The 23,909-nt window shown below is 38.7% G+C and carries 20 protein-coding genes, 15 tRNA genes and 6 pseudogenes; 20 read left to right on the top strand and 21 right to left on the bottom strand.

The window, feature by feature from the left end:
* Nucleotides 1–142 precede the first annotated feature (142 nt).
* The 7 genes and pseudogenes from AB8618_RS09850 to AB8618_RS09880 form a co-directional block, all read left to right on the top strand.
* Complete coding sequence (locus AB8618_RS09850) at nt 143–625, top strand: hypothetical protein (RefSeq protein ID WP_303497641.1); 483 nt, start codon at nt 143–145, stop codon at nt 623–625.
* Nucleotides 618–908, top strand: a complete 291-nt coding sequence (locus tag AB8618_RS09855) for a transcriptional regulator (RefSeq protein ID WP_409423423.1) — start codon at nt 618–620, stop codon at nt 906–908. Before AB8618_RS09850 ends, AB8618_RS09855 begins: the two co-directional genes overlap by 8 nt.
* Nucleotides 909–946: 38 nt before the next feature.
* The gene (locus AB8618_RS09860) at nt 947–1,648 is read left to right on the top strand and encodes a CPBP family intramembrane glutamic endopeptidase (protein ID WP_409423424.1); all 702 of its coding nucleotides are present in this window, start codon (nt 947–949) and stop codon (nt 1,646–1,648) included.
* 105 nt (nt 1,649–1,753) lie between these two features.
* Nucleotides 1,754–2,002 (top strand): annotated as a pseudogene (locus AB8618_RS09865) (endonuclease III); the annotation flags it as partial.
* A gap of 236 nt (nt 2,003–2,238) precedes the next feature.
* Entirely contained in the window at nt 2,239–2,946 is a 708-nt protein-coding gene (locus tag AB8618_RS09870) for a helix-turn-helix domain-containing protein (protein WP_016900424.1), read from the top strand.
* 134 nt (nt 2,947–3,080) lie between these two features.
* Nucleotides 3,081–3,950 carry a DMT family transporter gene (locus AB8618_RS09875; RefSeq protein ID WP_096038569.1) on the top strand — a complete coding sequence of 290 codons (870 nt, stop codon included), beginning with the start codon at nt 3,081–3,083 and terminating at the stop codon, nt 3,948–3,950.
* Nucleotides 3,951–4,073: 123 nt separating this feature from the next.
* A pseudogene (locus AB8618_RS09880) lies at nt 4,074–4,325 on the top strand (endonuclease III); the annotation flags it as partial.
* Nucleotides 4,326–4,451: 126 nt separating this feature from the next.
* On the opposite strand, the gene AB8618_RS09885 reads toward AB8618_RS09880, so the two are convergent.
* The 3 genes from AB8618_RS09885 to AB8618_RS09895 are packed head-to-tail and all read right to left on the bottom strand — an operon-like array spanning nt 4,452 to nt 5,681.
* The gene (locus AB8618_RS09885; protein WP_058552696.1) at nt 4,452–4,748 is read right to left on the bottom strand and encodes a hypothetical protein; all 297 of its coding nucleotides are present in this window, start codon (nt 4,746–4,748) and stop codon (nt 4,452–4,454) included.
* 48 nt (nt 4,749–4,796) lie between these two features.
* Complete coding sequence (locus AB8618_RS09890) at nt 4,797–5,312, bottom strand: RNA polymerase sigma factor (RefSeq protein ID WP_409423425.1); 516 nt, start codon at nt 5,310–5,312, stop codon at nt 4,797–4,799.
* An 18-nt stretch (nt 5,313–5,330) separates the two neighbouring features.
* A complete protein-coding gene (locus tag AB8618_RS09895; protein ID WP_058552694.1) occupies nt 5,331–5,681 on the bottom strand; it encodes a DUF6249 domain-containing protein in 351 nt (116 codons plus the stop codon).
* A 245-nt stretch (nt 5,682–5,926) separates the two neighbouring features.
* Between AB8618_RS09895 and AB8618_RS09900 the strand changes: the two are divergent.
* A pseudogene (locus tag AB8618_RS09900) lies at nt 5,927–6,999 on the top strand (serine hydrolase domain-containing protein).
* Between the two features lie 126 nt (nt 7,000–7,125).
* Nucleotides 7,126–7,386 (top strand): annotated as a pseudogene (locus AB8618_RS09905) (endonuclease III); the annotation flags it as partial.
* A gap of 186 nt (nt 7,387–7,572) precedes the next feature.
* Here AB8618_RS09905 and AB8618_RS09910 read toward each other — a convergent pair.
* Nucleotides 7,573–7,704 carry a diguanylate cyclase domain-containing protein gene (locus AB8618_RS09910; RefSeq protein ID WP_409425576.1) on the bottom strand — a complete coding sequence of 44 codons (132 nt, stop codon included), beginning with the start codon at nt 7,702–7,704 and terminating at the stop codon, nt 7,573–7,575.
* Nucleotides 7,705–7,738: 34 nt separating this feature from the next.
* Between AB8618_RS09910 and AB8618_RS09915 the strand changes: the two are divergent.
* Nucleotides 7,739–8,842, top strand: a pseudogene (locus AB8618_RS09915) (IS3 family transposase).
* A 290-nt stretch (nt 8,843–9,132) separates the two neighbouring features.
* Here AB8618_RS09915 and AB8618_RS09920 read toward each other — a convergent pair.
* A complete protein-coding gene (locus AB8618_RS09920) occupies nt 9,133–9,954 on the bottom strand; it encodes a DUF5677 domain-containing protein (RefSeq protein WP_409423426.1) in 822 nt (273 codons plus the stop codon).
* The gene (locus tag AB8618_RS09925; protein ID WP_409423427.1) at nt 9,897–10,130 is read right to left on the bottom strand and encodes a hypothetical protein; all 234 of its coding nucleotides are present in this window, start codon (nt 10,128–10,130) and stop codon (nt 9,897–9,899) included. The genes AB8618_RS09920 and AB8618_RS09925 overlap by 58 nt, the downstream gene beginning before the upstream one ends.
* Before the next feature lie 483 nt (nt 10,131–10,613).
* Here AB8618_RS09925 and AB8618_RS09930 point away from each other — a divergent pair, with 483 nt between their 5' ends.
* Both AB8618_RS09930 and gloA read left to right on the top strand, forming a co-directional pair.
* Entirely contained in the window at nt 10,614–12,524 is a 1,911-nt protein-coding gene (locus AB8618_RS09930; RefSeq protein WP_409423428.1) for an aminotransferase class V-fold PLP-dependent enzyme, read from the top strand.
* An 86-nt stretch (nt 12,525–12,610) separates the two neighbouring features.
* The gene (gene gloA, locus AB8618_RS09935) at nt 12,611–12,997 is read left to right on the top strand and encodes a lactoylglutathione lyase (RefSeq protein ID WP_413402509.1); all 387 of its coding nucleotides are present in this window, start codon (nt 12,611–12,613) and stop codon (nt 12,995–12,997) included.
* 49 nt (nt 12,998–13,046) lie between these two features.
* Here gloA and AB8618_RS09940 read toward each other — a convergent pair whose 3' ends face one another.
* From AB8618_RS09940 to AB8618_RS09980, 9 genes are all read right to left on the bottom strand, one after another.
* On the bottom strand, nt 13,047–13,313 hold the full coding sequence (locus tag AB8618_RS09940; protein ID WP_055013360.1) for a DksA/TraR family C4-type zinc finger protein: 267 nt from the start codon (nt 13,311–13,313) through the stop codon (nt 13,047–13,049).
* A 250-nt stretch (nt 13,314–13,563) separates the two neighbouring features.
* Nucleotides 13,564–13,639, bottom strand: a tRNA-Glu gene (locus AB8618_RS09945).
* A gap of 173 nt (nt 13,640–13,812) precedes the next feature.
* Nucleotides 13,813–13,888 (bottom strand) — tRNA-Glu (locus AB8618_RS09950).
* 85 nt (nt 13,889–13,973) lie between these two features.
* A tRNA-Glu gene (locus AB8618_RS09955) sits at nt 13,974–14,049 on the bottom strand.
* 85 nt (nt 14,050–14,134) lie between these two features.
* A tRNA-Glu gene (locus tag AB8618_RS09960) sits at nt 14,135–14,210 on the bottom strand.
* 85 nt (nt 14,211–14,295) lie between these two features.
* Nucleotides 14,296–14,371: transfer RNA gene (locus AB8618_RS09965), tRNA-Glu, on the bottom strand.
* Between the two features lie 85 nt (nt 14,372–14,456).
* Nucleotides 14,457–14,532, bottom strand: a tRNA-Glu gene (locus AB8618_RS09970).
* A gap of 144 nt (nt 14,533–14,676) precedes the next feature.
* Nucleotides 14,677–14,752 (bottom strand) — tRNA-Glu (locus AB8618_RS09975).
* A 36-nt stretch (nt 14,753–14,788) separates the two neighbouring features.
* Nucleotides 14,789–14,864 (bottom strand) — tRNA-Ala (locus tag AB8618_RS09980).
* 766 nt (nt 14,865–15,630) lie between these two features.
* On the opposite strand from AB8618_RS09980, the gene AB8618_RS09985 reads away from it, so the two are divergent.
* The 8 genes from AB8618_RS09985 (at nt 15,631) to AB8618_RS10020 (ending at nt 18,927) form a co-directional block, all read left to right on the top strand.
* Nucleotides 15,631–15,706, top strand: a tRNA-Val gene (locus AB8618_RS09985).
* A 146-nt stretch (nt 15,707–15,852) separates the two neighbouring features.
* A tRNA-Val gene (locus AB8618_RS09990) sits at nt 15,853–15,928 on the top strand.
* A 167-nt stretch (nt 15,929–16,095) separates the two neighbouring features.
* Nucleotides 16,096–16,171: transfer RNA gene (locus AB8618_RS09995), tRNA-Val, on the top strand.
* Between the two features lie 167 nt (nt 16,172–16,338).
* A tRNA-Val gene (locus tag AB8618_RS10000) sits at nt 16,339–16,414 on the top strand.
* A gap of 49 nt (nt 16,415–16,463) precedes the next feature.
* Nucleotides 16,464–16,539, top strand: a tRNA-Val gene (locus AB8618_RS10005).
* Between the two features lie 151 nt (nt 16,540–16,690).
* Nucleotides 16,691–16,766: transfer RNA gene (locus AB8618_RS10010), tRNA-Val, on the top strand.
* Between the two features lie 49 nt (nt 16,767–16,815).
* Nucleotides 16,816–16,891, top strand: a tRNA-Val gene (locus AB8618_RS10015).
* Between the two features lie 404 nt (nt 16,892–17,295).
* Nucleotides 17,296–18,927 (top strand): response regulator, encoded by a 1,632-nt coding sequence (locus AB8618_RS10020; protein ID WP_413402511.1) that lies wholly within the window; start codon nt 17,296–17,298, stop codon nt 18,925–18,927.
* A 264-nt stretch (nt 18,928–19,191) separates the two neighbouring features.
* On the opposite strand, the gene msrB is transcribed toward AB8618_RS10020, so the two are convergent.
* The 6 genes and pseudogenes from msrB to zipA form a co-directional block, all read right to left on the bottom strand.
* A complete protein-coding gene (gene msrB / locus AB8618_RS10025; RefSeq protein WP_413402513.1) occupies nt 19,192–19,632 on the bottom strand; it encodes a peptide-methionine (R)-S-oxide reductase MsrB in 441 nt (146 codons plus the stop codon).
* Nucleotides 19,633–19,714: 82 nt separating this feature from the next.
* Nucleotides 19,715–20,155 (bottom strand): hypothetical protein, encoded by a 441-nt coding sequence (locus tag AB8618_RS10030; protein ID WP_409423433.1) that lies wholly within the window; start codon nt 20,153–20,155, stop codon nt 19,715–19,717.
* A gap of 8 nt (nt 20,156–20,163) precedes the next feature.
* Nucleotides 20,164–20,664: a DUF2919 domain-containing protein gene (locus tag AB8618_RS10035; protein WP_131691260.1), complete on the bottom strand. Its 501-nt coding sequence runs from the start codon at nt 20,662–20,664 to the stop codon at nt 20,164–20,166.
* On the bottom strand, nt 20,661–21,005 hold the full coding sequence (locus AB8618_RS10040; RefSeq protein ID WP_409423435.1) for a DUF3392 family protein: 345 nt from the start codon (nt 21,003–21,005) through the stop codon (nt 20,661–20,663). The genes AB8618_RS10035 and AB8618_RS10040 overlap by 4 nt, the downstream gene beginning before the upstream one ends.
* The gene (ligA, locus tag AB8618_RS10045; RefSeq protein ID WP_413402516.1) at nt 20,998–23,019 is read right to left on the bottom strand and encodes an NAD-dependent DNA ligase LigA; all 2,022 of its coding nucleotides are present in this window, start codon (nt 23,017–23,019) and stop codon (nt 20,998–21,000) included. The genes AB8618_RS10040 and ligA overlap by 8 nt, the downstream gene beginning before the upstream one ends.
* Before the next feature lie 78 nt (nt 23,020–23,097).
* Nucleotides 23,098–23,843 (bottom strand): annotated as a pseudogene (gene zipA / locus AB8618_RS10050) (cell division protein ZipA).
* Nucleotides 23,844–23,909 lie beyond the last annotated feature (66 nt).

A 23,909-nucleotide genomic window follows, 5' to 3' on the forward strand; every position in this document is an offset into this window, starting at 1 on the left:
TCAGAAAATTTGGAAATTTTGGACGAAATTGACGTGATTATACCTACAAACTTTCTATACTGGAAAGCTATGCCTTGCCAATATGGAAAGTGTGTATTATATTACTTTCCATATTGGCAAGTTAATAAGAGAACATCGCGATATGAAAGATAATGAAAAAAACGTTTCGATAAACGAAATTAAGTCATCGTTAAAGGCTATCGAAAAAACAGAACAAGACACAATCAAGACGCTAAGAATGCCAATTTGGCTAAACATTTTTATATCCGGTTCATATGGTATGGGAGTGTTTTCCTGGGCTTCTACCCGACACGACAATCTGTGGATGTTGGGTGTTATTATTTCTTCTGTAGTTTTCTTTTTTGCTGTTGGAATTTACATGTACAGCAAGCGGCTTGTCGGTATAAAGCCGAAAGTATTACCGACTCACAAGTCAGAACTAAAATTTGGTTTCACTATAGCTATCTTTTTTGGCTTGGTTGTGGTGCTCTCCAGAGAGCTCTCTATACGTGAATTATGGTGGGTAGCTTATCTTGGCGGAGCTATTGGCTCGATTTCTCTCGGCTATTTGCTTTATTTTTTCCCTACAGGTAATTATCGAGCAGGTAAAAGCAACCATGTATAAGGCAGAGTTTGATCATGTTATCCATGCGCCAAATCGATTGCAGATTTGTTCGATTCTCAGTATCACGGCAGAGATAGAGTTTAAGGTTTTGAGGGAAGAATTAGATCTCAGCGAATCTGCACTTTCTAAACATTTAAAAACGTTAGTCCAAGCAAATTATGTCTGCTTGAGTAAACGAACTGATTTCGGAAGACAACGCACATGGTTATCTCTCACAAAAGAAGGGCAACGAGCCTATTTAAATCATGTAAGTGCCCTGAATGCCATCGTTAAAGGCCTATAACGTTGCATGGCGCAGTATTAATAAGGATATTTAAACCAATGGCATCGCTTAAACTACATTGTTTTCATCACAAATACTCATGGGTTTTGTGGTTTGATATTTCGCTTTTTATTGGAACTATGTTTCTGGTGAGAAATATTTATTTTTCACAATTCAATTTTATAGCGAACGGCCTTTTGTGGTCTTTCTCGACACTGATAGTTGCCATGCTTTTAATGAAACTTAGAGGAATTACCTGGCGAGATATTGGGCTGCACAAAACCGAAAGTTTCAAAAAATCCTTGATAGCAACGATCTTTATTTTTGTGTTTACGGTTATTTCTATTCTGACATTTCAGTTACTTAAAGACAGCTTGGGTTTAAACCTATCACCTGATCACTCTCACCAACAGGCAAGCTCAAAATTTGGTGATCTGTCTGGTAATTGGGGCTTGTTTATTATGATTCTTCCATTCATCTGGCTTCAGTCGATGTTAGAAGAGTTATTAGACCGCGGTTTTTTAATCAACTGGTTCGAAAAAGCATTATCAAATACCTGGTTTGCAACCGCAACTGCCGTCTTACTTCAAGCACTTATTTTTGGATTTAGACACTCATATGATCTATCAGAGCGCTCCATCACTGTTGGTTTGATTGGTATTGCCATGGGAGTAGGCTATGTATGTTTTGGTAGAAACTTATGGCCTTTAATAGTTGCACATTGCATGTTAAATACCATGTCGATGTTAGATCGGGTTTAAAGGTATTAGATTAAATACGCTCTCGAAGCCAAGAGTCTTGTAGTGTCTATTTCGGTAGAGGCTGACCTTCATGCCTTAACATAGAAACATGATCTGTTTTCACTATCTTTTGGTTGGCCTACAATAGCAGTAGACACACACATCTTCCGACTATCGAACCGCACAAAATTTGCCCCGGGAAAAGACGTGGTCGAAGTCGAACAAAAACTGCTTAAACACGTTACTAAAGAGTTTAAAGTCGACGTTCACCACTGGTTTATTCTACATGGCCGTTATGTGTGCACAGCCCGAAAACCAAAATGTGGCAGTTGTATTATTGAAGACTTATGTGAGTTTAAAGATAAGACTGAGTAATGTTTAGACTGCTTTGATACGATAACGGACATTAGCATCAATAGTTTTCAGAGATATTTTTAGTATCCATTAAACGTAGAGCTATCATCATCTTGACAGTCAACTAAGCCGCCACATTGATCATATAAACTTTAATTAAAAACACCAGTAGAAACTAAGACTTCACTTTAGAATTCATTACTCTAAGATATATAACCCTAATCATGATGAAATAAGGCAATACGTTTTCTATTATTATGAAAAATCTATTATCCATCCGCTCCTATAGCACAAAGCCAGTTCGTCACTCACATCAATTTAATCAGTTGGTTCTACCTTTACGTGGTGTCATAAATATATGTGTTGGTGATTTCAATGGAAAAGTTGCACCAAGTGAATGTGTTGTAGTTAAAGCCAACGAAGAGCACCTGTTCACTGCAAACACTGAAGCTAGGTTTGTAGTCGTAGATATGAAAAATCTTCCGCTAAATATTTCATCTTCACAATGTATTGTTTTTGCAATTAACTCATCTCTTAGAAGTTACTTAACTTTTATCGAAAACCAACTAGAAAACAAAGTTAATGCTCAATTAGAACAGGCGATGTTCGAAATGTTCAGCTTACTGCTGGCAGAGCAAACTTTATTACCAAAGGTAGATAGTCGCATTGGTACAGCAATATCCTTCATAGAGCAAAATATTGCAGAGCAGCTTCAAATTAAATGTTTAGCTGAATCTGCTTTCCTGAGTGAAACACAGTTTAAGAAACTATTTAAAATACAAACAGGTATGACCGTGATGAAGTACGTAACAAAACTTCGAATGGAAAAAGCCCAAGCATTACTTACGCATACAGATTATCCGTTACCAATTATTGGTGAAAAAGTAGGATATAAAGAACCCTCAGCCTTTAGCCGAAAGTTTTCACAATACTTTGGTCTATCACCAACTAAATTCAAAAAGTAAACTTAGTCGGAATTGTTAACTATTGCGTCTTAATTGTTAAAAACACCCTACATAATTAGCATACTATTTCTATATTGAAGTTATTATAAATAGGTCTCATTGTGGAAAATCATCACGGAAGTTTTAAAGGTGTTATGGCGATTATTGTTGCTAGTTTCTTGTGGGGGACAACTGGTACTGCTGCAAGCTACTCCCCAGATGTAAGCTCTTTGGCTATTGGTGCATTCTCTATGGGGATAGGAGGAGTGTTACTTGTAATCACAGCTCGAAAAAAGCTACTTATAGATTATAAGCTGATGCTCGAACAGCCTAAAATATTTCTCTTAGGTGTCGCTTCTGTCGCTATTTACCCATTAGCATTCTATACCTCAATGCGCTTATCAGGTGTTGCCATTGGTACTGTAGTATCTATAGCCACTGCACCTTTTTTTGCTGGAATCCTTGAACGTCTTATTAGCAAAAAGGACATTTCATTGCAATGGATGTTGAGCTTTGTCATTGGTGCTATAGGTATTGCTCTGTTAACTTTAGGTAAAGACCAGAGTAATAATAATGCTTACAGTATCAATCAACAGGGTTTGGGGATTATTTTAGGTTGTATTGCTGGTTTAACTTATGCAGGTTATTCATGGGCGGCAAGGTGTTTAATTGAAAGTGGCGTTCACTCAACATCGTCCATGTCTGGGCTATTCGGTTGTGCTGCACTATTGTTACTTCCTTCATTATGGTTTACGGGTGATAACTTATTTTCAAGTTCATCTAATGCTTTCGTATCTTTATATATGGCAATAATTCCAATGTTTTTAGGATATTTATTATTTGGTTTTGGCTTGAATTATATAGATGCAAGTAAAGCGACATTAATCACCTTAATTGAACCATTAGTTGCAACTGTTTTAGCTATAGTCATTATTGGGGAAAAATTTAAAGTAATAGGTTGGGCAGGCGTAGCTTTAGTATCACTATGCCTATTGATGCAAACAATCAAACCTCAAAAAAACTAAGGTTAGCCGTCAAAACAATGTAGATATATAGCCCTAAATATGCTCCTGAATTTGCTAAGGCTTAATGTCAGCATATGGCTAAAAGCAGTCCATAGGTTTTCCTTTTGCTATCTACCTTAATTATCTTTTGGCTGGCCGACAATAGCTGTAGATACGCACATATTCCGTGTATCTAACCGTACTAAACTTGCCATGGGTAAAGACGTGGTTGCGGTTGAGCAAAAGCTCGAAAAAGTGATCCCCAAAGAATTTAAAGTCGATGTACATCACTGGCTCATTTTACATGGGCGTTATACTTGCGTGGCACGTAAACCAAAATGTGGCAGCTGTATTATCGAAGACTTGTGTGAGTTTAAAGAGAAAACTGAACAATAACTAAAAAGTCTATTAAAGCTGTCCGTGGGGATTCAATTTTCACACTTCAGTTGTGTATTAACTACTGCATTATATAGTTAAATTACTATTCATTAACCTACATTCTCTATAAAGCAACTTCGCTATTTAAAAGCTATCATTGCTTAACCAAGCAAAGAAACCCAACACTAATAGTGAGAAAACAGTAATGATATAAGGAGATAATGCTGCAAAATCATTAAAGAAAACGAGTTCTTCAGTGATGCCGCCTATCAGTGGAATAGCCAAAGAGCATGCTAATAGCATGGCCACAGTCATCACCTTCAGACGAAACTTATTCTTTGTCTTAATACTGTTGATAATATCATCAACAAATTGCTGATCTACTATACGTGTATGGTATTGCAATAACGAAAGTAGAAGTGAGTCATCGTTAGTATTCATGGTGTATCCTTTGATCTTTGCTATAGGATCTTTATTTTAAAATATTTATTATTGATGAACTTTATCCATTAACTTCTGCTTGCCTCGGTTGATATGAGACTTAACCGTACCCAAAGGGAATTTTGTTATCGTCGATATCTCTTGATGACTCATACCAGCACTAACAGATAAAGTAACACAAGTCCGCTCTGCTATATCTAAACAATTCATTAAGCGCTCTATTATCAAGTCTTTCTCAGTGTCTTCAAATTTAGCTCTGAAAATAGATAAATCCAAGCCGTCAACTTCATGTTGGTGATAAACTTTTTGCTTATATTTTAAGAAACAATTGTAGGCAATTTTATGTGCCCAGGTACTGAAAGAAGATTGGCCTAAAAAAGTATCGAGTTTTTGGTAAATTCTTAAAAAAGCTTCCTGTGCAATATCATCCGCAGTTGCTTGATCTCCAGCGTTTAATCGGCGTAGAAATTGTCGTATTGCACCTTGGTATTTTTTTATAAGCGTAGCAAAAGCATGTTGATCACCACTGTTGATAACTCGAGCGATAAGTGTGTTGTCATCCACCACTATCAACTGTTCTTTTTATTCAGCATTTTGGTTTGTTTTCCAACAAAGGAAAAAGGCAACGCCTAACAATAATGGAAAAATACCAATAGCAAGCCCAATACGTATTTCATTAACGATGAACCCTGAAAGAACACAGGCTAACCCAACACTTGCTAAGGCTAAAGCACGACGTAAATCGATAATTTTTTGTGATTTGAATGTTCCGAGCTTTTCCAATAACTCTGGCGTGATACTTTCTCCTTTGTCTAATAACTGGCGTATGGTTAGTTGAATTTCCTTTTTATTCTTCCCACTGGCAATAGCATTAACAATTACCATAATAGTTAAACAGATAGCACCTGTAATCGGTATCCATAAATCAGACATTTTTTCCTCACTTTAGTTAAGTGTAAATTTAATTAGATATTACTTAGATACCACGGCAATGATATTTAGATGCAGAATATTATTTTTTATTTGAGTTTATGATTATTTCATTATGCCCTTAAAAAACAAACCAAAAACTCATTGATTTTATTAGTTTTTTAATTTTTAAATATTTTGCATCTAAAGTTGTTTTTTTCAGTATCTAAGTTGGTGTCATATAAATTTAAATTAAAGAGAACATATTAATGATTTCAAAATACATCTTAAAAATAACATTGATTGTCACAACAATAATTTGCTTGCAAGGAACTGCGATTGCGAATGAATTCACAAAGAAAATAGATCATTTATTGCTTGAAAAATTTCAGCCAAACGCTACAGGTGCTGTTTTCTTAGTGGCTAAAGATGGTGTACCTATTTATAGAAAAGCATTCGGTAAGGCTAATATTGAGTTAGATGTTGATATGAAAGCTAACAATGTATTTCAAATGGGTTCAATGACTAAGCAGTTTACAGCACTAAGTATATTGATATTACACGAACAAAAAAATTAGACGTAAATGATAATATTGCTAAATATTTACCTAATTATCCTAATGGTGAAAATATTACTTTACACCACCTTTTAACCCATACATCTGGTATTAAAGACTTTACTAAAATGAAAACGTTATGGGCTGTTGCAAAAAAAGATCTGTCCCCTCAAGAGTTAGTAGATTTTTTCAAAAATGAGCCTGTAGATTTTAATCCCGGAGAAAAATTTAAGTATAACAACTCAGGCTATGTACTTTTAGGCCATATTATTGAAATAGCTTCTGGAGAAACATATGAAGATTTTGTTGAAAAGCAAATATTTAAAAAGCTTAATATGAAAGACTCCAGATACGCAAATGACAGAGAAGTAATAAAAAACAGAGCATACGGTTACCATAACAAAGGGCAATACACTAACAGGGTAATGGTGAGCCTGAGCATACCCTACTCATCAGGTTCATTAATGTCGACAGTAGATGATATGCTAATTTGGCAACAAGCTATCGATAAGCATCTATTAGTAAAACAAAGCACTGTAGAAATGGCTTTTAGCAAATATAGACTAAATAATGGCGAGCCAATTTCTTATGGTTATGGTTGGCATTTAAAAGACTTAAACGGTGTGCCAACAAGAGAGCATGGCGGCAGTATATTTGGCTTCAAATCAATGGGTGTGTATATCCCAAGTCAAAATCTATATGTTATTGGGCTCACTAATTGCGACTGCAATTCACCGACTCAAATAACCAGAAATATCGCCGCACTCTTTATAGAAAATAGCTAATAATGGCATTGTTCTGCAAGCTTTATCGTTTAACTAATAAAAGATAAACATCCTGACTAAATACAAAAATTTATCGATGCTGATATCTGATTTATTTAATATCAGCTCAATGATAAACAACTCTATCTACTTTCCTTATACTTTGGCTGGCCGACAATAGCCGTAGATACGCACATATTCCATGTATCAAACCGGACCAAGCTGGATATGGGTAAAGACGTGGTTGCGGTTGAGCAAAAACTCGAAAAAGTGATCCCCAAAGAATTTAAAGTCGATGTGCACCACTGGCTCATTTTACATGGGCGTTATACTTGCGTGGCACGCAAACCTAAGTGTGGTAGTTGTATTATTGAAGACTTGTGTGAGTTTAAAGATAAAACTGACTAGCCTAGAGCAAATAATATTAATCAATAAAAACAAATAACCAGAATAAAATTTTGCGCTCATCACAGCCATTGAAATTTTGCTATTGAACCTTCTATGATACACGCTTACAGTCAGTGGTGAGCGTTATGGCTTTCAATTTAACTTTTCCTACCTTACTACTTATTTAATCGATTAAAAACAAATCATTCACGCTATAACTACTTTGTTTCGACCAGAGTTTTTAGCTTCATATAGAGCAACATCAGCTCTTTTAATTACTGATTCATAGTCTTTATCGCCAGGCGATATGGACTTCCCATAGTTTGCTAGACACCCAATAAGTTACATTGTAACTTCTAATAAGAGGTGTTTTATGAGCAAAGGCAAACGTTTTACCCAAGAGTTTAAAGAAGCGGCTGTTAAACAAGTTACTGAGCGCGAATATTCAGTTGCAGAAGTCGCTGAACGGTTAGATATTTCTACTAAAACGCTATATCACTGGCGAAGCCAATTATCAGATAAACCTAAATCCGTTCAACCATCCGATGAAAAATTAAAGATCGCTAAATTAGAAGCGCAATTGAAACGTGTCACGGAGGAACGGGATATTTTAAAAAAGGCCGCAAGGTACTTTGCCAGCAACCCCGAGTAAAGTACGGCTTCATTCGTGATCATCAAAGTGAGTTTTCCATTACGACGATGTGCCGCCTTTTTAAGCTGCATCGCAGTGGTTTTTATGCGTGGTTGAAAAAGCCTTTAAGCAATAGAGCGCTTGAAGATAATCGCTTGTTGAAGCTCATTAAAGCGTTTTATGTAGCCAGTGGCGGCACATATGGTAGCCCTTGGATACATGCAGACTTGCGTGAAGCCGGTGAGCGGTGCAGCGCAAATTGGGTATAAGCGTCGCCATATTAAAGTCGGTAAGACATCGCGGATTGCAGATAACTTATTAGCGCGTCAATTTAACCCACCTGCGCCGAATCAATCATGGGTGAGCGACATAACTTATATAAGAACTTATGAAGGTTTTTTATATGTGGCAACAGTAATGGATTTATTCTCTAGGCGTATTGTGGGTTGGTCGATGGATAAAAATATGGATAAGCGCCTTGTGATAAACGCACTGCTGATGGCTGTATATCAACGTCAACCGAAGGCTGAGGTAATGGTGCATAGTGATCAAGGTAGTCAATACGGTAGCGCTGACTATCTCGCATTTATGAAAGAACATAATCTTGTGCCGTCGATGAGCCGTGCTGGGAACTGTCATGATAATGCGGTTGCTGAAAGCTTTTTTGCGACAATTAAAAAGCGAATAGTTAAGCGTAAGATATACTCGACACGCGAAGATGCGAAAGGTGAGATATTCAATTTTATAGAAATGTTTTACAATCCAAAAAAGCGCCATTCACACACAGGCGGTGTTTCACCTGCTAAGTTTGAAGAAGCGTACTATTCTGAGTTAAAAACTGTCTAGTGAAAGCTGGGAAGTCCAAACAGAAGTAAATCTGATGCGTCATGGTATACCTTATCGTACGCACGAAGCCGCTCATTCTTCTTATTAATTTTTGACTGCCTCACGGCGAAAAGAAAACTTAAGGAAGAAACAGCTAAGCTTCCGAGAGATATGTAAATTGCGATCTGTAATTTCTCTGCCATAATTTCTCTAGTGTATTTAACGCCGCATTAAGCGGACTAAAACAGTTGGTTATAATGTGGAGCGAAACGAAACCAAACCAACTGTTTTGGTTCCGTTTAAACACCTTGTTAGCACTTTTTTGCGAATGCAGACTCTAGTACTTTTTCTTGTGCAAGAGAAATCATTTTCAAAAATATGGTGCAGTCTAAACTAGGGAACAAAAATAAAAATTTAGAAAATGTAATTATTGACGATAGCATTGCTAGATTAATAGGTGTCTCATAACCATAATGACTTGGACCTACAACAAGTACAGCACTATTAAGCTTTGAAGTTGCGAAATTTGCATAATTAACCCCAGATGGAGCATGGATCTTCTCGCATGCTAAGGTAAAGTAAGGTCGATAGTGATCTAAACCAACTTTTACTTCTAAGTCATATAAGTTAGGACGATTTCCTTTATAGCCGTTCTCTTTCAAAAATGGCATTGCCCAAAAATAATCTGATTTATTATAATCATCGCCTAGTTCTTCAAGCGAAGCCGCTTTTAAAGAAGCAATTGAATCTAATTCAGATTGCGTATATGGCTTATGATCTAATTTAACAGCATAATCGCTATAACACTTTGCACCTTTAGCATTCTTAATATTTTCAGACAAAAGATAATATTTGGCGGATTTTTTAGATTCAAAAATAACACAAGAGCATACAGCTAATTCGTGGAGTGTTCGCCACCGAGTCATTGCACCATCAGGGTAACCAGCCTCAATTAACGCTTGAATTTCTCTAAGAACTAACACAGATTTAGCATGAAGCTGTGTCAAAGCAACAAACCTAAGATCGAGGCAATCATCCGTTTTTAAAACAAACTCGCGATACATTGATGCAATATCTAGGTAACTGGCAATATAAAAATCAAAGAGGTTAAAAGTGGCTCCCCAATATTCCATATCTTACCTTGTGACTCTCTTCGACTTTTTAAACCATCTTCCAAAGCATCTAAGCTATCATTTAAGATTTCGCTTGCTACTCCCGAAATAAAGCTGTCAATTTCAGCCTCTGTCTTACTTTCAAATGATTCTTCTTGCTCTATTTTCTTATGAATTTCGCCGAACGTATATTCCACTAGAATGGCTCACTAATTTGGTTCAATAGAATAGTACTAACATCTTATTATGTGGACGTCTCATTAATATGCGTCTACGACTATCTAGTTAAAATACCATAAGTCTAAGTTAATTCAATTTGTTACTAAGGAAGAACCGGTTCTGACATAACTTTATCGCGATCTACTGAGAATTCTCAGTAATGTGAAAATAAAGACGCTTTACATTTTATTCAAGGTCCGCTTATCGCTCATAGCTGTAATTCAGATATGAGCTACAACAGCTCAATAATTAATGCGCATTTCAGTATTACTTTTTGTTTATTAATGTATGTGCCTGACTTTGGTGCCTTTCATTTTTCATACCTTGTAAGTCAATTTAAATAAAAGCTATTTATTCGTGATTTGGCGTAATTATTGGCACATTTTCAAACTATTAATTTCACAACAGTTAATCCATTCGTTATGCTGTTGAGCATAATAAAATTATAGTCCGGACCCTCTATGTTACCCTTACTTCGTATATTGTTAATTGAGCAAGACCCTAGCACCTTAAAAGAACTTTCGACGAATCTGTCGAAAGTTATCCCTAATTTCGAGCGAAACGATATTCATATCGATATTATTGAGTACCTTGAGCTTGAACAAGCACTGGAGTGTGTAAAGGAAGATGGTGATATTCAGGCCGTTGTACTTAGTTGGGATGTGCAAAATAAGGTTGGCGAACGCACTTATAGTCGTTTTATCGAGCAGCTAAAGGGGATCCGACTTGAGTTACCTGTGTATGTTATTGGTGACGACACAGAGGGGCTGGAAATCGTTAATGAGTCGGAGGAGATTGAGTCATTCTTCTTTAAAGATGAAGTAATCTCAGACCCTGAAGCAATTTTAGGTTATATGATTAACGACTTTGATGATCGCTCAGAAACCCCATTTTGGACAGCGTACCGTCGCTATGTTGGCGAGTCGAACGATTCATGGCACACTCCAGGCCACAGTGGCGGTTCTAGCTTTAGAAATTCTCCCTATATTAAAGATTTTTATCAGTTTTATGGCCGCAATGTGTTTGTGGGTGACTTGTCGGTGTCAGTCGATTCGTTAGGCTCATTATCAGATAGCACCAATACCATTGGCCGTGCCCAAGAATCAGCTGCCGCTACGTTTGAGGTGAAGCATACTTACTTCGTCACTAATGGGTCATCCACTTCAAATAAAATCATCTTGCAGACACTGCTTCGCAAAGGCGATAAAGTGATTATTGACCGTAATTGCCATAAATCTGTGCACTATGGCATTTTGCAATCAGCCAGTTTACCCATTTATTTGTCGAGTATTTTAAACCCTAAATATGGGATTTTTGCGCCACCGTCGTTGGCTGATATTAAACAAACAATAGAACAAAATAGCGATGCGAAATTGCTGGTTCTTACCGGTTGTACTTACGATGGCCTACTGAGCGACCTTAAACAGGTAGTCGAGTTTGCTCATCAACATGGTATTAAGGTGTTTATCGACGAAGCGTGGTTTGCTTACTCGCTATTTCATCCAAGTTTACGGTATTACTCTGCGATTCATGCTGGCGCTGATTATGTCACTCATTCAGCGCACAAAGTGGTATCAGCATTTTCTCAGGCATCGTATATCCATGTAAACGATCCTGATTTTGATGCTGACTTCTTTCGCGAGATTTACAGTATTTATGCCAGTACATCGCCGAAATATCAGCTTATCGCTTCTCTTGATGTGTGCCAAAAACAATTGGAGATGGAAGGCTATAAGTTACTCAATGCCTTGTTAAATCATGTCGACGAATTTAAGCAACAGATGGCATCACTAAAGCAGATTAAAGTGCTTGGTAAACAAGAGTTTATGGAAATATTTCCGCACTTTAGTGGTGATAACATGGGCCACGACCCGCTAAAAATACTTATCGACATTAGCGAATTACCCTATTCATTAAAAGATATTCATAAGTATCTGCTGGATGAAATTGGCCTAGAAATAGAAAAATACACCCACAGTACTATTTTGGTGTTACTAACCCTTGGCGGCACGCGTTCGAAGATCATTCGTTTATATAATGCGTTGAAAAAACTCGATAGTGGCAAGGTAAAACTAGCCACATCGACACGACGTTCTCGCTTACCGGAGAATTTACCAGCTATAGACTTAGCCTGTATTCCAAGCGAAGCTTTTTATGGCGAGCGCGAATCGGTAACTATTAGCAAAAGTAACAACCGCATTTGTGCCGGTTTAGTTACGCCCTACCCGCCAGGCATTCCGCTTTTGGTTCCGGGGCAACATATTACACAAGAGCATATAGACTACCTTAAAGAATTGGCTGGACAAGGATTAACGATTCAGGGCAGCTTTGATGGCGAAATCTATGTTCTTAAAGGTAAAGTTGAGAAGTAAAAATATCGTGTAATACAGTATTATGATTAGGAATTGCTTATAATCGTACTTTATAGATTTCAAAGAATAAATTGAGGTAAATTTAAATGCGTTTACTACATACTATGTTACGGGTTACTGATCTAGATAAATCAATTGCCTTTTACACTAATGTGCTAGGTATGAAAGAGTTACGTCGTGCTGATAATGAAGAGTATCGCTATACCCTTGCATTCGTCGGCTACGGTGATGAAACTGATACAACAGTACTTGAACTGACCTATAACTGGGATACTGACAGCTACGATTTAGGTAATGCCTATGGCCATATAGCGATTGAATTTGATGATATTTATAAGGCCTGTGAGGATATCAAAGCAGCTGGCGGTAACGTTAGTCGTGAACCAGGTCCAGTAAAAGGTGGCAAAACGGAAATTGCATTTGTTAAAGACCCTGATGGATATGCAATTGAACTTATTCAGAAAAAATCATAAATAATCACGGGTAGTATTTTACCCATAAAAAAAGGTGCCTTGAGCACCTTTATCGTAATTGACTATCTTTACTGCCACGGCGATTAAACGCGTTAGCATTACTTGGTAGCCCTTCTAATTCCGCTTGGCATGAAATACAATAGCGCACGCCTGGTAACGCTAACCTTCTTGCTTGTGGTATCCTCTCGTCACACTCATCACAAAGTTCAGCGCTCGCTCCTGAAATTAGGTTACTTCTCGCGTATTGCACAGCATCATTAACACTTGCATCTATTTGATCTTGAATTGCGCCATCTCGCGCCCATCCACTTGCCATAAATCCTCCTCATTCTTTGGAAGTTTTATGTAGATTAACAAGTAGAATATTTATAAGCCCTGAATAAAAAACACAGCTACTTTTAATTAAGTCTTTTTGAGGTTGAACAATACTTGAGTGGATATCATGAATCTAGGCTTTGATAAACCTAAATATTTAATTTAGAAAGGTATTTTATAGACGAGCGTAAAAGTGCTTGAACAGATAGTTTTTTATCTTAATAACACATACCTACTTTAGAAAAAGTAAGTGGCGTCCCCAAGGGGATTCGAACCCCTGTTACCGCCGTGAAAGGGCGGTGTCCTAGGCCTCTAGACGATGGGGACGCAGAAATTGGTTTGCAAATCACTGATTTGCTATTTCTGTGTAAGATGAGCCGAGCCTGTGAGGCGAATGGCATTATCTTCTCAGAAACATTTTCTGTGTCACTAGGACAACTGAAAGTTTAGACTCGATTCAGACGAGCTTTAATAACACTACCCTACTGTATAATAGTAAGTGGCGTCCCCAAGGGGATTCGAACCCCTGTTACCGCCGTGAAAGGGCGGTGTCCTAGGCCTCTAGACGATGGGGACACTAAAAAGTGTCACTAGGACAACTGAAAGTTTAGACTCGATTCAGGCGAGCTTTAATAACACTACCCTACTGTATAATAGTAAGTGGCGTCCCCAAGGGGATTCGAACCCCTGTTACCGCCGTGAAAGGGCGGTGTCCTAGGCCTCTAGACGATGGGGACACTAAAAAGTGTCACTAGGACAACTGAAAGTTTAAACTCGATTCAGGCGAGCTTTAATAACACTACCCTACTGTATAATAGTAAGTGGCGTCCCCAAGGGGATTCGAACCCCTGTTACCGCCGTGAAAGGGCGGTGTCCTAGGCCTCTAGACGATGGGGACACTAAAAAGTGTCACTAGGACAACTGAAGGTTTAGACTCGATTCAGACGAGCTTTAATAACACTACCCTACTATATAATAGTAAGTGGCGTCCCCAAGGGGATTCGAACCCCTGTTACCGCCGTGAAAGGGCGGTGTCCTAGGCCTCTAGACGATGGGGACACTAAAAAGTGTCACTAGGACAACTGAAAGTTTAGACTCGATTCAGACGAGCTTTAATAACACTACCCTACTATATAATAGTAAGTGGCGTCCCCAAGGGGATTCGAACCCCTGTTACCGCCGTGAAAGGGCGGTGTCCTAGGCCTCTAGACGATGGGGACACTAAAAAGTGTCACTAGGACAATTGATTAGTTAAACTCACATCCTGAGCTTTTAAGGTAATGGCGCAATAGTACAAATAAAGACTCGAGCTTTATGTGTTACGCTATTTTCTCGGTAAAACCGCCTTTAACTAAAAAGTTAAGTGGCGTCCCCAAGGGGATTCGAACCCCTGTTACCGCCGTGAAAGGGCGGTGTCCTAGGCCTCTAGACGATGGGGACACAGAAAACTGTTACCCTAGGACAAACACTAAAAATTGGTGGAGCTATGCGGGATCGAACCGCAGACCTCTTCGCTGCCAGCGAAGCGCTCTCCCAGCTGAGCTATAGCCCCAACTTATTCAATACGCTCGGTGATAACCACGTCGTGTATCGCTTAGTGCGGGGCGCATTCTATGCACCCCCCAAAATAAAGTCAACAGTTTTTTGTGCGACATTATTTAAATGGTTTAATTTTCAACAAACTGGCTATCATACATGCTAAAAAGTAGATTTTCATAGTATTTAGTAACCATGAGTTACGTTAAGTGTGCCACATTTGCGTTTGAGTTGAGAATAACGACTTTATAATACTAAAAGCACCTATTTACATCGGACTCAAAAGGTATACATTTATATGCAAATTGAGTTACCACCGCTTTTTGCCTAAAACGGGCCTACTTCCATCATAACCTAGCTGGATTTTATTAAATACTAATTGTAAAGCTTAACTATGCTAAGCGATAAACAACTTGCTAATTTGAGTGGTTTAAACAATTGAATAATATAGGCAGGATGATCTGAACTAGAAAGTTTAACTTTGATTTCTTGGTTGCAACCCTGACTCGGCAAATCAATTACCACTAAATTGAATTAATTTTCATACTTAAAAAGCAACAGAACTCTATCTAGTGAATATAAATATAATTATATTAACCCCCAGCCAAAGGTGCTTATTGTTCGTTTTATGTTACCTTGTTGATAAAGTGAACACTATTTGCATTGCATTGATTATAAAAGCTTCATTCAGCACATTTTTATCATTCAAGTGTTGACACATTTACAAGTCTATCTATAATAGCGCCCCACAACAACGCAGCAATGTGGTGTTGTTTAGATGCGGGTGATTAGCTCAGTTGGGAGAGCATCGCCCTTACAAGGCGAGGGTCACTGGTTCAAGTCCAGTATCACCCACCACATTTTAATGTGTCGTATCTAAGTTCTGTACGGGTTTATTAACCCAATCAGAATAAGAGAGCATTATTTTACTTACAAGTAATTGCTATGTTCACTGGTTAAAGTCCAGTACTATTTATTATAATAGTTTTGATTAATTTATATGTGGGTGATTAGCTCAGTTGGGAGAGCATCGCCCTTACAAGGCGAGGGTCACTGGTTCAAGTCCAGTATCACCCACCACATATAAAACTTATTATTATATTAATAGTCATGTTCTGAATTTGTAATATGGGTTGTTAGCTCAGTTACAAGAAATGAGAGCATCACCGCTATTTACAAGTAACGGCGAAGTTCACTGGTTAAAGTCCAGTACTATTTATTATAATAGTTTTGATTAATTTATATGTGGGTGATTAGCTCAGTTGGGAGAGCATCGCCCTTACAAGGCGAGGGTCACTGGTTCAAGTCCAGTATCACCCACCACATATAAAAATTTATTATATAAATAGTTACATGTTTAAATTTGTAATATGGGTCGTTAGCTCAGTTACAAGAAATGAGAGCATCACCGCTATTTACAAGTAACGGAGAAGTTCACTGGTTAAAGTCCAGTACTATTTATTTTAATAGTAGTGTTTTAATTTATATGTGGGTGATTAGCTCAGTTGGGAGAGCATCGCCCTTACAAGGCGAGGGTCACTGGTTCAAGTCCAGTATCACCCACCACATATAAAATCTATTATTATGTTAATAGTCATGTGTAAATTTGTAATATGGGTCGTTAGCTCAGTTGGGAGAGCATCGCCCTTACAAGGCGAGGGTCACTGGTTCAAGTCCAGTACGACCCACCATTCTTTGAATGGTGCATATTACAAGATATCTAAATGAGTGATTAGCTCAGTTAGAAAAAGAGAGCATCACCGCTATTTACAAGTAACGGCGAGGTTCGCTGGTTAAAGTCCAGTACTATTTATTTTAATAGTAGCGTTTTAATTTATATGTGGGTGATTAGCTCAGTTGGGAGAGCATCGCCCTTACAAGGCGAGGGTCACTGGTTCAAGTCCAGTATCACCCACCACATATAAAAATTTATTATATAAATAGTTACATGTTTAAATTTGTAATATGGGTCGTTAGCTCAGTTGGGAGAGCATCGCCCTTACAAGGCGAGGGTCACTGGTTCAAGTCCAGTACGACCCACCATTCTTTGAATGGTGCATATTACAAAAATCTAAATCCTCCAGTATCACCTTCCATTTTAATATTCATTATCCTCCACTCTTTTAGTTCAAGTTCAGTATTAATTACCATTTAGAATTCGTTATCAAGTAATTCTTCGGTTTCAAAAAATCAGTATTACCAAGCACATACCAAAAATCTATCTTCCGAGTTTTATTATCTCCAAAATCATTTTGTTTAAACTTACTTTATTACGCGTGCTATCCATTTACTTTAAATGGGTTTTTAGCTCTTTTAAGATAAAAATATAAACCTTTGTAATTAATTTGCTTAATAAGCTCTCATCTTCGAAGCTAATCTTTAAATTACCTTGTAAGCGTCTAAACTGTTGATTATAGTCTGTGTTAAATTCAATTACGCTTAAGCCAATGTCTAAAAATATTTTTAATGAAGCCAAAATACTGATTGTAGAAGAGCAACCATTAGCTCAAAGCTACATGAAGCAGTCGCTCGAAAAAATAGGCTTTGGACATTTGCGTTTTGCAGATCACGGCTTAGCGGCAAAAGAACAATGCTTACATGAAGAATTTGACTTGGTAATTTGCTCTTTTAATCTAAGTAAACGCCAAGATGGCTACCAGCTTTATGAAGAGTTACGCGCTAAAGCGTTAATTAAACACTCTACTGGGTTTATTTTTACATCTGCGGAAACGAGCGGAGAATTAGTTCACAGTGTATTAGAGCTTCAACCCGATGACTTTTTGGTAAAACCCTTCTCTGTACAAGAGCTAAGAGTACGCATAGAGCGTATTCTCAAACGAAAAAGCGACCTTAAAGCTATTTACACTTTAATTGATGACGATAACCAGTCTAAAGCGTTAAAAAAAATTAATGCTCAACTTGATAAAAGTAATAAATACAGCCCTATTCTGCTTAGATTAAAAGGCAACATTTTACTGGCGCTAAAACAAAACCAAGAGGCGAAAGACTTTTTTAAATCAGTTTTGAATATGCAAAAGTTTGCATGGGCAAAAGTAGGATTAGTAGAGGCTTTAATTGCTAACAATGAGCATATTTTGGCTCAGCGCATGCTTAAAACAATGCTTGAACGTAATGAGACTCGACTTATAGCCTTAGACTTATTGGGGCGTTTAGAAATAAAACTAAACCAATTCGATTTAGCCCAAGACTTTTTAAGCCAAGCTGCACATATTGCCCCACGTAATATAGACCGTCAAAAATCACTTAACAGCGTATCGCTCATTAATAGAGATTACGAAACCAGCTACTTAACTCAAAAAGATATTGCCACTTACGCTAAATACTCAATGCACGATAGCCCAGACATCTATTTAAATGCTGCTCGTGCTGGGATTGACTTTGCATTGACCACAGATCAAACTGACCAAATAAACAGAATTTCTCGTCAAACAAATAAATATATCAATGAGCTAAAAACACAATTCCCAACCAGTAATGCGCAAACCCAAATTGATGTGCTCAATGCTCGCCTTTATTATTTAAAAGATGAACATAAAAAAGCGAAACAGCTCATTGAGCAACTTGATGACAGCGATACTCAAATACGCTCAGTGGATGGAGCCCTAGATAAAGCAAAAGCACTGCATGAATTAGGTTTTCACCAAAAGGCGCAAACGTTATTTAGCCATATTATTGATCATTGCGAGCGTCATCCAAGTAGAAGCGACGCTACTTACTTGCGTTATATACAGCAACAACAAAGTGAAAGACGTGACATAAAAATGGGGCCGAAAGAACTTAATAATCATGCTGTTAAACAGTTTGAGCGCGGCCAGTTAAATGTAGCTTTAGAGGCATTTAGCCAAGCCTTTAGAGTCATGCCGCACAATCCAAGTATTGCGCTCAATTTATTACAATGTTTGGTCGATAAATCAAAAAAACATGGTGATTCTTTCAACAGTGTCTTGGCTAAAAAATGCTTTAAACTATTAACAAAATCACCCCTAGCAGAAGAGCAATCGGAGCGGTTCGATAAACTACTTCAGATTGCTAAAGAAATGAAACTAGAGATTAGTTAGGGCTTAGTGATATTTGCGGATTAAAATTTGTTCAAGCAAGGGACGATTTAATCGCGGCGCGAGGTTTGTAACCTAGTGGGCTCAATAACTGCTCCTACGTTATTTTACTGGCTTACATCCATGTAAGAATAAATAAAAATCGAGCAAAGCTTCCGCGTTTTGCTCACGCCCCTTACCTACATTTCCCTAGTCAACAAAGGGTTAATCTTCACTTGGCAGAACCCTTTGGGCAGCGCCTATTTGGCATTGAAAGGCCAATAAGCCCTAAAGCTTTTTCATTGCCAGTGCGTTTACACAGTAGCGTAAACCGGAAGGAGGTGGCCCATCAGGGAAAATATGCCCTAAATGCGCATCACACACATTACAAACAACTTCAACTCGTTCCATACCATGGCTACTATCCATTACATAACCAATTGCTTCCTCAGTCGCCGGTTGGGTAAATGAGGGCCAGCCGGTGCCGCTATCAAACTTTTCATCTGCATCAAATAGTAAGTTGTCACAACAAACACACACATACCTACCTGGCTCTAACAAGGTACAACTACTTGAACTATTTGGTCGTTCAGTCCCCTTTTTACGGGTCACATAATATTGTTCTTCGTTTAACAGTTCGCGCCATTGCTGATCTGTTTTAACCACTTTTCGAACCGGTGTTGGATTGCCATGGTTGGCAAAATTAACAATATCGTTCCACTTCAACATAACAACCTCATTACGTTATTAATTTAACTAGCAGTCATTTGCTTATAGTCTTTTACGCCTGTGGCTAATACCAAGATCAACGCTATTTAAAGGCTATAGTATGCTTTTCTGTTACAGTAAGTATACGGTTTATATAAGCGTGTAATTGTGCTCTGCTGCCTGGAATACTAACGCTTAATTGCCGGTCATTATTACTATGCACTATTAGTTCATCGTTTCTTATTTCTATCAACTCAATATTACTGATGACTAACCAATGCGGACCATTTTTTTTATCAAACAGACCCGTTAAACTAAAAACAAACAAGTGCTGCGCATCGCGTTGAATAAAATTACGCAATGGATTGCGCATTTTAAACAACGGCGTTAATCGGTAACAACACGAACAAAACACCACAACCCACATTACTAAAGCAGCTTTAAACCAAAGGTGTTCCCCTAAAGAAAAAAAGTAGCCACACGCTATAATTACAAGCCCTATTAAAGCGATTACTAGTGCTATTTTTTTATTGATACTATGCATAATCTCGCTTACTTTTTATCGGTTGCTTTTTCTGTCGGCTCAGGCCAATCACTAAAGAAAACACTTAAGTAACGACTTTTCGCCAAATACCACAACACCCACAATACAATTACCATTTGTACAGCTAAAAACAATGAGAAGCGATAGTGGCTATGAGCTGCTTGAATACTCAACCATGACAAATCGATTAACGCACATGCAATCAGCGGCCAACGCATATATCGCCAAATACGCGCCAAGCGCTGCGTAGCTTGATGCGAGTCTCTTGGTCTGCGTAAACAAAATAAAATAGTAGGTACAATCGCTACTGCACCGATCGCTATAGCAATAAAAAAATCATTTTTTGATCTAAAAAACAATGACATTAAATCAAGCTCAGGTCGACGACTTAACGCGGCTATCACCCAAATAAAATAGGCACGCAGTAGCACTAAAATACTCAAGTGAAATGCTAATGGTGTACGGTAACTTCCATATTTATCCCAGTATTCAGGTCCATATCGACTCACAGCTGGTTTTTCCTATCGGCAATAGTGCCCAAAATAAAAAATGCCGCTAGTAAAGTAAGCCCTAACCACTTAGTCCCAAAAAACAGCAAAGCTTTGGTTAGCAGCGGGCTTAGCCACACCACTAACAAACCAAAGCCAAACGCAGTGATCAACACAAAACATACTACGCGAATAATAAAATGGCGCCTAGCTACCACCCCTTTGGTTAGTTTTAAAATGTCATCCGCATACAGCGATACCAAGCACACCATTAAAAGTAGTGATAAATGCGGCAAATAGCCCTGTAGCCATTGGCCTAGGTCAATTAGCAGCGTATTGAGTATATTTGTAAAACTAGCCATTATGAGTCTCTAACAAAGTAATTAAATCATCCTCTGTCAGTATTTCTATACCGAGCTCTTGCGCTTTGGTGAGCTTAGAGCCGGCTTTCTCACCCGCCACTAAGGCATCGGTTTTTGCTGAAACACTGCCAGAAACCTTGGCACCTAATTGCTGTAGGCGCGCTTTTGCATCATTACGATTAAGTGTATTAAGCGTCCCTGTTAGTACATAAGTTAAACCCGCTAGCGGCTGTTCTTGCTCTGATGGCGCTGTTAACTGTGGCCAGTTTACCCCTTGCGCTATTAATTCGTTTACCACTGTCAGGTTGTGCTCTTCAGTAAAAAAGCCACGAACGTGTTTTGCTACTATTTCACCTACATCGCTTACTTCTATCAGCTGTTCAATGCTGGCATCAATTACTTTTTCAAGCGTTAAAAAGTGATTGGCCAAGTTTTGTGCTGTGGCCTCACCGACTTCACGAATACCCAGTGAATATAAAAACTTTGCTAAGGTAGTGGTTTTGGCATCATCAAGCGCTGCAACTAAGTTTTTCGCTGATTTTGGCCCCATTCGTTCAAGTGACTCAAAGTGTCCCTGCTTTAAAATAAATAAATCAGCAGGCGTTTTGATCAGCTCTCGATCAACCAATTGATCAACTATTTTGTCGCCTAAGCCGTCAATATCTAAAGCCTTACGTGAAGCAAAATGTTTAATCGCTTGTTTGCGCTGTGCTTGACATACCAAGCCGCCGGTACAACGAGCAACCGCTTCACCTTCAACCCGCTCAACGTGCGAGTCACAAATTGGGCACATAGTTGGAAATACAATCTCTTTTGCATCGCTTGGCCGTTGTTCAAGCACTACTTGGGTAATTTGTGGGATCACATCCCCAGCGCGACGAATAATCACAGTGTCGCCCACTTTAACGCCCAAACGGGCAATTTCATCAGCATTATGCAGCGTTGCATTCGATACCGTAACACCACCAACAAATACCGGCTCTAATCGCGCAACAGGGGTAATTGCCCCAGTACGCCCTACTTGAAACTCTACATCTAGCAAGTGTGTTATTTCTTCTTGTGCCGGAAACTTATAAGCAATAGCCCAACGCGGTGCACGCGCAACAAAGCCTAGGCGCTCTTGTAGGGCTTTTTTATTTACTTTTATTACCACGCCATCTATTTCATATTTTAGCTCGCTACGGCGCGTTAAAATGTCATTATAATAGGCAAGCGCGGCCTTTGGGCCTTCAACTAATTTTGTTTCAGGGCAAAGTGGTAATCCCCAATCAGTAAGCTTGGCGAGCTGCTGGTAGTGATCTTCAGGTAAGGTGCCATCGGCGACCAATCCGGTGCTGTAGGCATAAAACATCAGTGGCCGTTTTGCGGTAATTTTTGAATCGAGCTGGCGTAAACTTCCCGCTGCCGCATTACGTGGGTTTACAAAAACTTTGTCACCACGCTTTTCTGCTTCGGCATTAAGCTTGTCAAACCCAGCGCTATCCATAAATACTTCGCCGCGCACTTCAAGCTCACGTGGGTAATCATCACCGCGTAGCTTTAATGGCACATTGCGAATTGTTTTTACATTTTGGGTAATATTTTCGCCAGTAAAGCCATCGCCACGAGTCGCTGCTTGCACTAATACCCCATCACGATAAATAATTGATACCGCTAAACCATCCAGTTTAGGCTCACAGCAAAATGTAAGCTCTTCAGTGCTCATTAAGCGCTCTTTAATACGACGATTAAAACCACTAAATTCGTCTTCACCAAAAGCGTTATCTAGCGATAGCATAGGCACTTGGTGTGCTACTTGCTCAAACTTGGCAAGCGCTGCCCCACCTACTTTTTGCGTAGGTGAATCGGCAGTTAAAAACTCAGGATGCTGGGTTTCTAATTCGCTCAAAGTACGTAATAAGCGATCATATTCGGCATCGGGTATGCTGGGTGTATCAAGCACATAATAACTATAATTGTGTTGCTCAAGCGTGTTACGAAGATGATTAATTTGCTCACTAATGCTGCTTGCCATGTAGACCTCAAAAACATAAAAAAAGCCACTTTGACGAGTGAACGCCCAGTGGCTTACAAAATTTAACTTATGCGTATATTACGCAGAAAATGCGCGAACCTGCTCAACATATTGACGAATACGCTCTACCGTCATTTCGTTGCGCTCAGCATCCAGGATTTCAGCACCAAATTCATCGGCTAGCTTCTTAGCAGCGCTATGCAACATATTAAACGCAGCAAGGCCATCGCCATCACATGGCAGTGTCATAAATAAGCTTACACCTGCGGTGCTAAACTGTTCCATATTATCAATATCGAACGTGCCAGGGTTATACATATTTACCAACCTAAATAACACCGGCCCTTGGCCTGCTGGATCTAGATGGCGGTTAAAAAAACCTTCTTCTGAATATTTAAAACCTAGCGTGTTAACTGCAGGCAGTAATTTACTGCCTTGCATGGTCAGCCCTTCTGGCATTTGAATATGTACAATAACAAAGTCAGCAACATCTTTAGGGGCGTCTTGTTGTGTATCTACAGCCTCTTCGGTTACAACTTCAAGGTCATCTTCAATAGCTGTATCAGCAGGGCTAACATCTATTTGTGGCTCATCAGCGCTGAAGTTTAACTCACTCATTTGTGGTTCTTCTCGTTGCGCTAATATAGGCTCTTGTGGCTCAGCATGCACAGATGAAGGCTGCTGTTCTTGAACAGGTTCAACTCGCTCGCTTGCAGGGAGTTCAGCATTCTCTTTTTTCTTACTGACCACAAACCGTGTATTAATAAGCCACCAATGACAAATACACTGATCACAATTAAAACCCATCTTAATTCTTCGGCCATCCCCTCACCTTTTATTATTAATATGCCTAACAGCCATCATTTTACCTAAAATAACTAGCAAATGAC

It is taken from the genome of Pseudoalteromonas sp. RW-H-Ap-1, from assembly GCF_048318575.1.
GTDB lineage: Bacteria > Pseudomonadota > Gammaproteobacteria > Enterobacterales > Alteromonadaceae > Pseudoalteromonas.